Annotated in this window: 3 protein-coding genes; all 3 read right to left on the bottom strand. The window is 75.4% G+C overall.

All coding sequences use genetic code 11. The annotated features are described in order from the left end of the window. Positions 1 to 125 precede the first annotated feature (125 nt). Positions 126 to 884, bottom strand: coding sequence for a thioesterase II family protein (locus ACZ38L_RS30785; RefSeq protein WP_465699415.1), 759 nt, complete (start codon positions 882 to 884; stop codon positions 126 to 128). Positions 885 to 1,026: 142 nt separating this feature from the next. After that, positions 1,027 to 12,579, bottom strand: coding sequence for a type I polyketide synthase (locus ACZ38L_RS30780; protein WP_465699412.1), 11,553 nt, complete (start codon positions 12,577 to 12,579; stop codon positions 1,027 to 1,029). A gap of 44 nt (positions 12,580 to 12,623) precedes the next feature. Beyond that, on the bottom strand, positions 12,624 to 14,495 hold a 1,872-nt coding region (locus tag ACZ38L_RS30775), incomplete at its 5' end, for an SDR family NAD(P)-dependent oxidoreductase (protein WP_465699410.1).

Below are 14,495 nucleotides of genomic sequence, written 5' to 3'. Positions count from 1 at the left end.
CTCCCCCCCCCACCCCCCCTCTTCCTCCCCCCCCCCCCCCCCCCCCGCCCCCCCCCCCCCCCCCCCCCCCCCCCCCCCCCGCCGCGTGCCGTACGCCCCCCCCCGCACGGCACGCGCCGCGCCGCTCAGCCGGCCAGGGCCCGCAGCCGGTCGGTGATCTCGCCCAGCACCGCCTGCTGCTGGGTGGCCAGGTAGAAGTGGCCGCCGGGGAAGACCCGCAGCGTGAACCCGCCGGTGGTCTCCTCCGCCCACGCCTTGGCCTCCTCGACGGTGGACTTGGGGTCGTCGTCGCCGATCAGCACCACGACCGGGCTGCTCAGCGGGCCGCCCGCCGGGCGCTGGTAGGTCTCGATCGCCCGGTAGTCGTTGCGGATCGCCGGCAGGATCATCCGCAGGATCTCCTCGTCACCCAGCAGCGCGGTGTTGGTTCCACTGAGCGACTTGAGCTCAGCCACCAGGCCGTCGTCGTCGCGCTGGTGCACGAACTCGGCGCGGTGGGTGCCCGGGCCGCGCCGCCCGGAGGCGAAGAGGACCGCCGCGGGACGCCCGTCGGCCTCCAGCCGACGGGCCAGCTCGAAGCCCAGGACCGCGCCCATGCTGTGGCCGAACAGGGCCAACGGCTTGTCGTCCAGCTCGCCGAGCGCCCGGTACACCTGGTCCGCCAGCTCGGCGACGGTGCCGATGCTCGGCTCGGAGCGGCGGTCCTGACGGCCCGGGTACTGCACCGCGAGCACCTCGATCTCCGGGGCCAGCGCGGCCGAGACCGGGAAGTAGAAGCTGGCCGAACCGCCCGCGTGCGGGAGGCAGAGCAGGCGGACCTTGGCGTCCGGGGCCGGGTGGAAGCGGCGGATCCACAGGTCGTACTCGGCGCTGGTGATGGTCATCGGATTTGTCTCGTCCTTCTCTCGTCGTGCTGAGTGGTCTGTGGGAGTGGCGGCCGCCCCGGCCCGTCGGGGGCTGGGCCGGAGCGTCGGCGGTCGCGCCGGGCGGGGGTCGCCCGCCCGGCGCCGTTGGTGGCGCGAGGCGTCAGCCCACCGAGCGCAGCCACTGGTCGATCAGCTCGGCCGTGGTGGCGGCGTGCTCCTCCATCACGGTGAAGTGGTCGCCCGGGCCGTCCACCGCGGTGTGCGGCAGCGGCCAGGACGCCCCCGCCGCGCCCGCCGGCACCTCGCCGGCGCCCGTGGTGTCCGGGGCGGTGAGCGCCTCGGCGGCCTTGAGCAGCAGGGTCGGCGCGGTGATCGCGGCAGGCCGCCAGCCGGCGAACAGCCGCAGGTAGCCGCCCATCGCGGTGAGCCTGGTGTCGTCCATCGGGACGTATCCGCCCTCGCGGGCGAGCATCGCGCCGGTCAGCGCGGGCAGCACCGCCGCCGCGGCGTCCAGGCCGCCCGCCTCGCCGGTGTCGGCGCCCGCCTCGCCACCGTCGGCGAAGGCGTAGGTGTCCACCAGGACGACCCCCTCCGGGCGGGCGCCCAGCTCTTCCAGCCGGCCCGCGACCGCCTGGGCCAGCAGGCCGCCGGTCGAGTGGCCGAGCAGGACGAACGGGGCTCCCGCGGTGGCCCGCAGGACCGCCCGCGCGCCCAGTTCGAGCATCGCCTGAGCCGTCTCGGGCAGCGACTCACCCTCCAGGAAGCCCGGCAGCGGCATCGCCAGGACGCTGCGCCGGCCGCGGAAGGCCGCCGCGATCCGGGCGTACTGGTGCGGGCCGGAGATCGCCAACAGCGAGGGCAGGCAGACCAGGACGGGCTGCTCGGGCCCCTCCGCCAGGTGCAGCGGCTCCGGTAGCAGCTCGGTCACCGACTCCGCCGCGAAGACCGGCCGGAAGCGCGAGGCGGCGAAGAGCAGGGCCATGAACTCCTGGCTGCGCCCGCTCTCGGCGGCCGTGCGCAGCATCGCCCCGATGGTGCCGACCGGCCGACTCTCCGGAACCGCTCCCAGCACGGCGGGAGCGTCCGCCGACGCCAGCTGCTCGCGCAGCCGGACGGCCAGCCGCCGCGGGGTGGGGTGGTCGAAGAGCAGCGTGGCCGGCAGCCGCAGACCGGTCGCCAGGGCCAGCCGGTTGCGCAGCTCCACCGAGGTCAGCGAGTCGAAGCCGAGCTCCAGGAAGCCGCGTTCGGTGTCCACCGCCTCCGGGCTCGGGTGCCCGAGCGCGGCGGCGGCGTGGGCGCGCACCAGGTCGAGCAGGACGGCCTCCCGTTCCTGCTCGGTCCGGCCGGCGAGCCGCTCGGCCAGCGCGCCGGCCGACTCCTGCTCGCCGGCCGCCGCCCGGCGCACCGGCACCCGCAGCAGGCCGCGCAGCAGCGCCGGCAGCTGCCCGGTCGCGGCGGCGTGGGCGCGCAGGCCGGCCAGGTTGAGCTTGACCGGCACCAGCAGGGTCTCGTCCAGCGCGCCGGCGGCGTCGAACAGCGCCAGGCCCTCCGCGGTGGAGAGCGGCGCCACACCGCCACGAGCCATCCGCTGCCGGTCCGCCTCGGCCAGGTCGCCGGTCATGCCGCTGCTCTCGGCCCACAGGCCCCAGGCCAGCGAGGTCGCCGGCAGGCCGTGGGCCCTCCGGTGCTCGGCGAGCGCGTCCAGGAAGGCGTTGGCAGCGGCGTAGTTGGCCTGACCGGGACCGCCCAGGACACCGGCCACCGAGGAGAACAGCACGAAGGCGTCCAGCTTCTGATCCACAGTCAGTTCGTGCAACAGCCAGGCCGCGTCGACCTTGGGACGCAGCACCCGGTCCACTCGCTCGGGGGTGAGCGAGACCACGGCTCCGTCGTCGAGCAGGCCGGCCGCGTGCACCACGGCGGTCAGCGGGTGCTCGGCCGGCACCGCGGCGAGCAGCTCGGCCATCGCCGTCCGGTCGGCCGCGTCGCACGCCGCGAACCGCACCTCGGCGCCGAGTTCGGCCAGCTGGTGCTTCAACTCGGCCGCACCGTCGGCGGTTTCACCGCGCCGGGAGACCAGCAGCAGGTGCCGCACGCCGTGTTCGGCGACCAGGTGGCCGGCCAGCAGGCGGCCCAGCGAGCCGCTGGCGCCGGTGAGCAGCACCGTGCCGGAAGGGTTCCAGGCGGCCCGGCCGGGCTCGGCCGGCTGGGCGGGGAGGGCCACCCGGGTCAGCCGGGGAGCCAGGATCCGCCCGGCCCGGACGGCGAGTTGGGGCTCGTCGAGGGCGAGTGCGGCGGGCAGCACCCGGGCGGAGTCCTCGTGCTCGTCCAGGTCGATCAGGACGAACCGGTCGGGGTTCTCGGTCTGCGCGGAGCGGACCAGGCCCCAGACGGCGGCCGACGGGAGGTCGGCCACCTCCTCCCCCGGTCGGGCGGCCACGGCGCCGCGGGTGACCAGCACCAGCCGCGCGTCGGCCGTACACTCCTGCGCGAGCCAGTGCTGGACCAGCTCCAGCACCCGGTGCGCCGCCTGGTGCGCCGCCCGCGCGACGTCCAGGCCCTGGTCGGCGAGCCGCGGGCAGCGGGCCAGGACGATCCGCGGCATCGGCGCGCCCGCGGCGACCGCCGCCGCCAGCGCGGCCGGGTCGGCGTGGACGACCGCGCCGGCTCCGCCGCCGTGGTCCCCGTGGTCCGGGCCGAGCAGCGCCCAGTCCGGGCCGCCGGCGACGGGCTCGGCGGACGCCGGCACGGTGACCCACTCCCGGCCGAACAGCGCGTCGCCCACGCCGCCACCGGCGGCGCCGAGTTGCTCGGGCGAGACCGGGCGCAGCGCGAGCGAGTCGACGGCCGCCACCGCCGCGCCGGCGGCGTCGGCCAGTTCCAGCGCCACCGCGTCCTCACCCACCGGCCGGATCCGCGCCCGCAGTTCGGACGCGCCGGTGGCGTGCAGGCGCACCCCGCTCCAGGCGAACGGCAGGCGCCCGCCACCGGTGTCCGCGAGGATCCCGCCGAGGGCCAGGGTGTGCAGCGCGGAGTCGAGCAGGGCCGGGTGCAGCCCGAAGGCCGCGGCCTGCGCCCGGTGGTCCTCGGGCAGCGCCAGCTCGGCGAAGAGCTCGTCAGCGCGCCGCCAGACGGCCCGCACGCCCCGGAAGGCCGGACCGTAGGCGAAGCCGAGCGTGGCGAAGCCGTCGTAGAGGCCCTCCACCGGGACGGGCTCGGCACCGGCCGGCGGCCACTCGGCCAGCGCGAACTCCGGAGCGGGCGAACCCGCGACCAGTTCGCCGGTGGCGTGCCGGGTCCACGACAGGTCGAGCGGAGCGTCCTCGAGCCGCGAGTGCAGGCTGAACCGGCAGCGCCCGGAGGCGTCCGGCGCGCCCACGGTCACCTGCACCAGCACCCCGCCGCGCTCGGGCAGCACCAGCGGCGCCTCCAGGGTCAGCTCCTCCAGCCGGTCGCAGCCGGCCTGGTCGCCGGCCCGGATCGCCAGCTCCACGAAGGCCGTGCCGGGCAGCAGGACCGCGCCCATCACGGCGTGGTCGGCCAGCCACGGGTGGGTGTCCAGGGCGAGCCGACCGGTGAAGAGGTGGCCGTCGGCGTCCGCCAGGGTCAGGCAGGCACCGAGCAGCGGGTGGTCCGCCGCGCCCAGGCCGGCCGAGGACACGTCCCCGAACGTCCCGGCGAACGGCTTGGGCCAGTAGCGCTCGCGCTGGAAGGCGTAGGTGGGCAGGTCGACGCGCCGAGCGCCGGCGAGGCCGGCCGACCAGTCGAGCTTGACGCCGCGCACGTACAGGCGGGCGAGGGCGCCGGTGAACGTCTCCGCCTCCGCGCGGTCGCGCCGCAGCACCGGCGCGAAGTGCGCCTCCCCGGTCACGCAGTCCTGGCCGAGGGCGCTGAGGGTGCCGTCCGGGCCGAGCTCCAGGAAGGTCCGCACGCCCTCGTTCTCCAAGGTCGCGACCGCCTCGCCGAAACGCACGGCCTCGCGCACGTTGCGCACCCAGTACTCGGGCGCGGTCGGGTCCGCGGACTGGTCGAGGGTGGAGACGATCGGGATCCGCGGGGCGTGGTACTCCAGGGTCTCCGCGAGGGCCCCGAACTCGGCCAGCATCGGGTCCATCAGCGGCGAGTGGAACGCGTGACTGACGGTCAGCCGCTTGGTCCTGCGGCCCTCGGCGGCCAGCTTCTCGGCCACCTCCAGCACCGCCTGCTCGACGCCGGAGAGCACCACGGCCAGCGGGCCGTTGACCGCGGCGATGCCCACCTCGTCCCCGTGACCGGCCAGCAGCGGCAGCACCTCGTCCTCGGCCGCCTGCACCGCCACCATCGCGCCACCGGCCGGCAGTGCCTGCATCAACCGGCAGCGGGCCGCGACCAGGGTCGCCGCGTCCGCCAGCGACAGCACGCCCGCGGCGTGCGCGGCGGCCAGCTCGCCGACCGAGTGGCCGGACAGGAAGTCCGGCTTCACGCCCCACGACTCGACCAGGCGGAAGAGCGCCACCTGGAGGGCGAAGAGCGCGGGCTGGGTGTAACCGGTCTCGTCGATCCGCTCGCCGGTGAAGACGATCTCCTTCAGCGGCCGGTCCAGGTGCCGGTCCAGCTCCGCGCACACGGCGTCGAAGGCCGCCGCGAACACCGGGAACGCCGCGTACAGCTCGGCGCCCATCCCGGCCCGTTGACCGCCCTGGCCGGCGAAGAGGAACGCGGTGCGACCAGCCGAACCGGCCTGCCCGGCCACCACCCGGGGTGCCGACACCTCGGCGCGGGCAAGCGCCCGCAGCGCGCCGAGCAGCTCCTCGCGGTCGGCACCGATCACCGCCGCCCGCTGCTCGAAGGCGGCCCGGGAGGTCACCAGCGAGTAGGCGACGTCGGCCGTGTCCACCGCGGGCTCGGCGTCCAGCCAGGCCAACAGTCGCTCGGCCTGGTCCCGCAGGGCCGGCTCCGAGCGGGCCGACAACACCCACGGCACCACCGCCCCGGAGGCGACGGGGGCGGCGGGAGCGGCCGGCGCCACGGGCTCGGGCGCCTGCTCGATGATCACGTGCGCGTTGGTCCCGCTGAACCCGAACGACGACACGCCCGCCCGGCGCGGCTCGTCGGTCCGCGGCCACTCCCGCTGCTCGGTCAGCAGCTCGACCGCGCCCGCCTCCCAGTCCACGTGCGGGGTCGGCTCGCTGACGTGCAGGGTGCGCGGCAGCACACCGTGCCGCATCGCCATCACCATCTTCATGATCCCGGCCGCACCCGCCGCCGCCTGGGTGTGGCCCAGGTTCGACTTGATCGAGCCCAGCCAGAGCGGCCGCTCGGCGCTGTGCTCCCGCCCGTAGGTGGCCAGCAGGGCCTGTGCCTCGATCGGGTCGCCCAGCGGCGTCCCGGTGCCGTGCGCCTCGACCACGTCGACCTGAGCGGCCGACAGCCCGGCGTTCGCCAGCGCCTGCTTGATCACCCGCTGCTGGGCCGGGCCGTTGGGAGCCGTCAGACCGTTGCTCGCGCCGTCCTGGTTGACCGCGCTGCCGCGCACGATCGCCAGCACCGGGTGACCGTTGCGGCGCGCGTCGGAGAGCCGCTCCACCAGCAGCATGCCCACGCCCTCGGCCCAGCTGGTCCCGTCCGCGTCGGCGGAGAACGCCTTGCACCGGCCGTCGGCGGCCAGCCCGCGCTGGCGGCTGAACTCGACGAACGGCGCCGGCGAGGCCATCACCACCGAACCGCCGGCCAGCGCCAGCGAGCACTCACCGGACCGCAGGGCCTGGGCGGCCAGGTGCAGCGCGACCAGCGAGGAGGAGCAGGCGGTGTCGATGGTCACCGCCGGGCCCTCCAGCCCGAAGGTGTACGAGACGCGGCCGGAGGCCACGCTGCTGGAGCTGCCGGTGCCGACGTAGCCCTCCAGGGCGTCCGCCGAGGTCATCAGCAGTGGACCGTAGTCGCCGTACATCACACCGGCGAAGACGCCGGTGCGGCTGCCCCTGAGGGTGGCCGGGTCGATGCCGGCCCGCTCGAACGCCTCCCAGGAGGTCTCCAGCAGCAGCCGGTGCTGCGGGTCGACCGAGACCGCCTCGCGCGGCGAGATCCCGAAGAAGGCCGGGTCGAACCCGGCGGCGTCGTGCAGGAAGCCGCCCTCCCGGGTGTAGGAGGTGCCGGGCTGCTCCGGGTCGCTGTGGTAAAGCGCCTCCAGCGGCCAGTCACGGTCGGTGGGGAAGCCGGAGACCCCGTCCACCCCGTCCACCACCAGGCGCCACAGGTCCTCGGGCGAGGTCACCCCGCCCGGGTAGCGGCAGGCCATGCCGATGATCGCGATCGGATCGTCGTCCGTCGCCGCCACGGCGACGGCGGCGACGGTGGCGGGCAGCGAGCCCAGCAGCTCCTCGCGCAGCAGCTCGGCCAGGGCGGCCGGGTTCGGGTAGTCGAACACCAGGGTGGCCGGCAGCCGCAGGCCGGTGACCACGTTCAGGCGGTTGCGCAGCTCGACGGCGGTCAGCGAGTCGATGCCGAGGTCCTTGAACGCCCGGTCGCCCTCCACCGCGTGCGCGCCGGCATAGCCCAGCACCCCGGCGGCCTCGGCACGCACCAGCTCCAGCAGCGCCGCCTCGCGGTCGGCCTCCGGCAGGGCGGCGAGCCGCTGCGCCAGCTCCGAGGCGCCCGCCCCGGCCGCGGCCTGCGCCGCGCGGCGCACCGGCACCCGCACCAGGCCGCGCAGCAGCGGGGGCAGCAGGCCCGCCTCGGCTTGGGCGCGCAGCCCGGCCAGGTCCAGGTGGATCGGCACCAGCGCGGCCCGTTCGGTGGCCAGCGCCGTGTCCAGCAGGGCCAGGCCCTCCTCGGCGGTCAGCGCGCCGACCCCGCCACGGGCCATCCGCCGCACGTTCGAACTGTCCAACTCGCCCGCCATGCCGCCGTCCTCGGCCCACAGGCCGAAGCCCAACGAGGTGGCGGGCAGGCCGGCCGCGCGCCGCAGCCGGGCCAACGTGTCCAGGAAGGCGTTGGCGGCCGCGTAGTTGGCCTGCCCCGCGGTGCCGAAGGTGCCGGCCGCGGAGGAGAACAGCACGAAGGCGGAGAGGGTCTGATCCTTCGTCAGTTCGTGCAAGTGCCAGGCGGCGTCCACCTTGGGGCGCAGCACGGTGTCGATCCGCTCGGGGGTGAGCGAGGAGATGACGCCGTCGTCCAGCACGCCCGCGGTGTGCACCACCGCGGTCAACGGGTGCTCCAGCGAGTCGAGCAGCGCCGCCAGCGCGGCACGGTCGGAGACGTCGCAGGCGGCGAGCGCCACCTGGGCGCCCAGCTCGCCGAGTTCGGCCGCCAGCTCGGCGGCACCGGGCGCCTGCGCGCCGCGCCGGGAGACCAGCAGCAGCCGGCGCGCACCGTACGCGGTCACCAGGTGCCGGGCCACCAGGGCACCCAGCGAACCGGTCGCACCGGTCACCAGCACCGTGCCTTCCGGGTCGACGGCCGGCAGCGACTCCTCGGCCGCGACCGGCTCGCGCACCAGCCCGGGCGCGTGGGCGACACCGGCGCGCAGCGCGAGCTGCGGCTCCCCGGTGTCGACGGCCCGCGCCAGGGCGCCCAGCGAGGCGGTCTCCTCGTCCAGGTCCACCAGCACGATCCGGCCCGGGTTCTCCGCCTGCGCGGACCGCACCAGTCCCCAGACCGCGGCGGACGGCAGGTCGGTGACCTCGTCACCGGTGCCGGCCACGACCGCGCCGCGGGTCAGCACGACCAGCCGGCTGTCGGCGAGTGCCTCCTCGGCCAGCCACTGCTGGACCAGGGCGAGCACCTGGTGGACGCGCCGGTGCGTGGTCGCGGCGATGTCGTCCCCGGCCTCGGACTCGGCCGGCCCGCCGAGCGCACCGACGGCGGCGACCAGGGTCCGCGGCGCCGGGGCGCCGTCGTGGACCGCCGCGAGCAGGGCCTCCAGGCCGGCGTGCGCGGCGACCCCGTCCAGGCCGAGGCCGTCGGCGGCGCCGAGCAGGGCCCACGACTCGACGCCGGCGCGCGCCGGGTGAACCTCCGGCAGCGGCAGGGACATCCAGTCCAGCCGGAACAGCGCGTCGTGGTGGGCCGTGCGGCTCGCCGCCAGCTGCTCCGTCGCCACCGGGCGCAGCACCAGCGACTCCACCGAGGCCACCGGTGCGCCGGTGCCGTCGGCGAGCGTCAGCGCCACGGTGTCGGGGCCCTGCGGCGCGATCCGCACCCGCAGGGCGACCGCGCCGGCCGCGTACAGCGAGACGCCCGACCAGGCGAACGGCAGCCGGGCCTGACCGGTGTCCGCCAGGATGCCGCCGAGACCGATGGCGTGCAGCGAGGCGTCCAGCAGCGCCGGGTGCAGACCGAAGAAACCCGCCTCGGTGCGGCTCTCCTCCGGCAGCTCGACCTCGGCGAAGAGCTCCCCACCGTGCCTCCAGGCGGCGCGCAGGCCCTGGAAGACCGGGCCGTAGCCGTAGCCGGCGGCCGCGAAGCCGTCGTAGAGCGCCTCGACCTCGACCGGCTCGGCACCGGCCGGGGGCCAGGCGGCGAGCTCGGCGGCCGGCACCACGGTGCCGCCGGGGGCGAGCACACCGGTGGCGTGCCGGGTCCACGGCTCTGCCCCGGCCTGGAGGCTGGAAGGTGCCCCCACGGCCAGCGCGTCCTCGAGCTGGGAGTAGAGGTTGACGGTGCGACGGCCGGAGTCGTCCGCGGTACCGACCCAGAGCTGCACCCGCACCGCGCCCTTGGCGGGCAGGAACAGCGGCGCCTCCAGCGAGAGCTCGTCCAGACGGCCGCAGCCCACCTGGTCACCCGCGCGGATCGCCAGCTCCACGAAGGCGGTACCGGGCAGCAGCACGGTGCCGCTCACCGCGTGGTCGGCCAGCCACGGGTGGCTGTCCAGCGCGAGCCGGCCGGTGAACAGGTGGCCGTCGGCATCGGCGAGCGCGAGCGAGGCGCCCAGCAGCGGGTGGTCGGCGGCGCCCAGACCGGCGGAGGCGACGTCGCCGACCCAGCCGGTCAGCGGGCGGGGCCAGAAGTACTCCTGCTGGAAGGCGTAGGTGGGCAGGTCGACGCGCCGGGCATCGGTGCCGGCGAAGACCGCCTCCCAGTCCAGCTTGGCGCCCCGGGTGTGCAGCTGAGCGAGGGCGGTGGTGAAGCTCTCCGCCTCGGCGCGGTCGCGGCGCAGCACCGGTACGAACACCGCGTCCTCGGTGACGCACTCCTGGCCGAGCGCGGTCAGGGTGCCGTCCGGGCCGAGCTCCAGGAAGGTGCGGACACCCCGGCCCTCCAGGGTCGCGACGGCGTCGCGGAAGCGCACGGCCTCGCGGACGTGGCGCACCCAGTAGTCGGGGGTGGTGAGGTCGGCCTCCTGGTCCAGCGTCGAGACGATCGGGATCCGCGGCGCGTGGAAGGTCAGACCCGCCACGACCGTGCGGAACTCCTCCAACATCGGCTCCATCAACGGCGAGTGGAACGCATGGCTCACCGTGAGCCGCTTCGTCTTGCGCCCCTGCTTGGCCAGCTTGCCCGCGACCTCCAGCACGGCCGCCTCGGCGCCCGAAAGCACCACCGAGGACGGACCGTTGACCGCCGCGAGACCCAACTCGGCCTCCCGGCCCGCGAGCAGCGGCAGCACCTCGTCCTCGGCCGCCCGCACCGCCACCATCGCACCATCAGTGGGCAGTTGCTGCATCAACCGACCACGCGCCGCCACCAGCTTCGCCGCGTCCGCCAGCGACAACACACCCGCCACATGCGCGGCAGCGATCTCACCGATCGAATGCCCCGCCAGGAAGTCCGCCCGCACGCCCCACGACTCCACCAGACGGAACAGCGCCACCTCGACCGCGAACAACGCCGGCTGCGTGCAAGCCGTCTCGTCGATCCCCTCCCCGGCGAAGACGACATCCTTCAACGGACGGCCCAAGTGCCCGTCCAGCTCCGCGCAGACCGCGTCGAACGCCTCGGCGAACACCGGGAACGCCTCGTACAACTCCGCACCCATACCGGCCCGCTGGCTGCCCTGACCGGCGAACAGGTAGGCCGTGCGGCCCGACGTACCGACCCGTCCGGTGGCCACCCGGGCCGCCGACTCGCCGCGAGCCAGCGCCTCCAGGCCACGCCGCAGCTCGTCGGGCCCGGCGCCGACCACGGCCGCCCGGTGCTCGAAGGCCGCCCGGGTCGTGGCCAGCGAGAAGCCGACATCCGCCGGGTCCGCCTGCGCCCCGCCGTCCAGGTGGCTCAGCAGCCGCTCGGCCTGCCCGCGTAGCGCGTCCGCCGTGCGGCCGGACAGCACCCACGGCACCAGCGGGGTCCGTCCGCCGACCGCGGGCCGCTCCTCGCCGGCCTCCGGAGCCTCCTCCGCCGGTGCCTGCTCCAGGATGATGTGCGCGTTGGTGCCACTGAAGCCGAAGGACGACACCGCCGCGCGGCGCGGCTCGCCGCTCTGCGGCCACTCACGGGCCTCGGTCAGCAGCTCCACCGCGCCCTCGGTCCAGTCCACGTGCGTGGACGGCTCGGTGACGTGCAGGGTCTTCGGCAGCACGCCGTGCCGCATCGCCATGACCATCTTCATGATCCCGGCGGCGCCGGCGGCGGCCTGGGTGTGCCCCAGGTTCGACTTGATCGAGCCGAGCCAGAGCGGCCGGCCCGCCGGGCGTCCTTGGCCGTAGGTGGCCAGCAGCGCCTGTGCCTCGATCGGGTCACCCAGGGTGGTACCGGTCCCGTGCGCCTCGACCACGTCGACCTGGTCACTGGTGAGGGCGGCTCCGGCGAGCGCCTGCTTGATCACGCGCTGCTGCGAGGGGCCGTTGGGGGCGGTCAGACCGTTGCTGGCACCGTCCTGGTTGACCGCGCTGCCGCGCACGATCGCCAGCACCGGGTGCCCGTTGCGGCGCGCGTCGGAGAGCCGCTCCACCAGCAGCATGCCCACGCCCTCGCCCCAGCCGGTGCCGTCCGCGTCGTCCGAGAACGCCTTGCACCGGCCGTCGGTCGCCAACCCGCGCTGGCGACTGAACTCCACGAAGGTGCCCGGCGTCAGCATCACGGTCACACCACCGGCCAGCGCCAGCGTCGACTCACCCGACCGCAGCGACTGGCAGGCCAGGTGCAACGCCACCAGCGACGACGAGCAGGCGGTGTCGATCGTCACCGCCGGGCCCTCCAGGCCCAGCGTGTAGGACACCCGGCCCGAGGCGATGCTCGCCGAGGTGCCGGTGCCGACCTGGCCCTCCAGGCCCTCGACCGACTGCTGTAGCAGCACGCCGTACTCGTTGTACATCACACCGACGAAGACACCCGTCCGGCTGCCCTTGAGCATGGCCGGGTCGATGCCCGCCCGCTCGAACGCCTCCCAGGAGGCCTCCAGCAGCAAGCGGTGCTGCGGGTCCATCGACATCGCCTCACGCGGGCTGATGCCGAAGAACGCCGGGTCGAACGCCCCCGCGCGGTGCAGGAAGCCACCCTCACGGGAGTAGGACGTGCCCGGGTGGTCCGGGTCCGGGTGGTACAGGTTCTCGACATCCCAGCCGCGGTCCTCCGGGAAGAAGGAGACCGCGTCCCGCCCGTCGGCCACCAGGTCCCACAGGCCCTCGGGCGAGGCCACCCCGCCCGGGAACCGGCAGGCCATGCCGACGATCGCGATCGGCTCCTGTTCGCCGTCCTCGTACTCCTTCAGTCGGCGGCGCGTCTCGTGGAGATCCGCCGTCACCCGCTTCAGGAAGTACCGCAGCTTCTCCTCGGCCGCCATCTCAGCCGGCATGTCAGGTCACCTCTCGGGGATGTTGCAGAAAGATCGGACGGTGGTCAGGAGATGCCGAATTCCTTGCCGATGAAGTCGAAGAGGTCGTCATCGGTGGCCTCGTCGAGCTGCTCGGCGACGACGGCCTCCTCCTCGGCCGTGACCTGCTGGTCGTTCCACCGGGCGAGCAGTGCCTGCAGGCGGCCGGCGATCCGCAGGTGGCCCTCGCCGTCCGGCACCGCGCCCAGCAGCGCGGCTTCCAGCCGGTCCAGCTCGGCCAGCAGCGGCACGACCGCCTGGGCCGGGTCGGGCACGGTCTGCGCCCGCAGCAGGTCGACCAGGGCCGTGGGCGTCGGGTAGTCGAAGACCAGGGTGGCCGGCAGTCGCAGGCCGGTGACCGCACCCAGGCGGTTGCGCAGCTCGACGGCGGTCAGCGAGTCGAAGCCCAGGTCCTTGAAGGCCCGGTCGGCCTCCACCGCGTCCGGCCCGGCGTAGCCGAGGACCGCCGCGACCTCCGAGCAGACCAGCTCCAGCAGGACGGCGTCGCGCTCGGCCTCGGGCACGCCCGCGAGCCGCTCGGCCAGGGTCGGGCCACTCGCCTCGACCGCGCGCCGCTTGGGCACCCGGACCAGGCCGCGCAGCAGCGGCGGCAGCAGGCCCGCCTCCGCCTGCGTCCGCAGACCGGCCAGGTCAAGGCGGACCGGCACCAGGACCGGCTCGCCGGACAGCGCCGAGGCGTCCAGCAGCGCCAGACCCTCCGCCGAGGAGAGCGGCAGCACACCGCCGCGCGCCATGCGCTCGACGTCGGCCGAGCCCAACTCACCCGCCATGCCGCCGTCCTCGGCCCACAGGCCCCAGGCCAGCGAGGCCGCCGGCAGACCGGCCGCCCGGCGGTGCTGGGCGAGCGCGTCCAGGAAGCCGTTCGCCGCCGCGTAGTTGCCCTGGCCAGCCGCGCCGAACACCCCGGCAGCCGAGGAGAACAGCACGAAGGCGGAAAGGTTCTGATCCTTCGTCAGCTCGTGCAGGTGCCAGGCCGCGTCCACCTTCGGCCGCAGCACGGCGTCCATCCGCTCGGGGGTGAGGGACGAGATCACACCGTCGTCCAGCACACCGGCGGTGTGCACCACCGCGGTCAACGGGTGCTCCAGCGAGCCGAGCAGGGCCGCCAGCGCGTCACGGTCGGACACGTCACAGGCGGCGAAGCCGGCGGAGGCGCCCAACTCACCCAGCTTGGCAGCCAGTTCGGCCGATCCGGGCGCCTCGGCGCCACGTCGTGAGACCAGCAGCAGACGGCGTGCGCCGTACTCGGTCACCAGGTGCCGGGCCACCAGGCCGCCCAGCGAACCCGTGGCACCGGTCAGCAGGACCGTGCCCTGCGGGTCCACCGACGGCAGGGCCCCCTCCGCCGCGAGTGGGAGGCGCGCCAAGCGCGGGGCGAGGGCCACACCGGCGCGCAGCGCGAGCTGCGGCTCCCCGGCGTCGATCGCCCGCGACAGGGCACCCAGCGAACCGGTCTCCTCGTCCAGGTCCACCAGCACGATCCGGCCCGGATTCTCCGACTGCGCCGAACGCACCAGACCCGACACCGCCGCCGAGGCGAGGTCACGGACGTCCTCACCGTCACCGGCGGCCACCGCACCACGCGTCACCACGACCAACCGCGAATCCGCGAACGCCTCCTCCGCCAGCCAGCCCTGCAGCAACTCCAGCGCACGGTGCACGGCCACATGGGTGGCCGCCGCCACGTCCACACCACCGGACCCCGGCAGCAACGGCACCACCACCGTGTCCGGCAGCAGCTCGGCCAGCTTGTTCAGATCATCACACCGCTCGGCGCCCGCAAGCCCGAGGTCGTCGTCCCCGAGCACCGCCACCACACCGAGCGAGGCGACCGTCGGCAGTGTCACGGCCGTCCACTCCGGACGGAACAGCGCCTC

It is taken from the genome of Kitasatospora sp. NPDC024654, assembly GCF_055559155.1.
Note: the sequence above shows the minus strand (reverse complement) of the source record. Positions and strands in the feature narration are given on the sequence as shown.

What these genes read in the sequence shown, in the direction of transcription:
- ACZ38L_RS30785 (WP_465699415.1), bottom strand. Translation starts at nt 884, where the DNA reads ATGACCATCACCAGCGCCGAGTACGACCTGTGGATCCGCCGCTTCCAC.
- ACZ38L_RS30780 (WP_465699412.1), bottom strand. Translation starts at nt 12,579, where the DNA reads ATGCCGGCTGAGATGGCGGCCGAGGAGAAGCTGCGGTACTTCCTGAAG.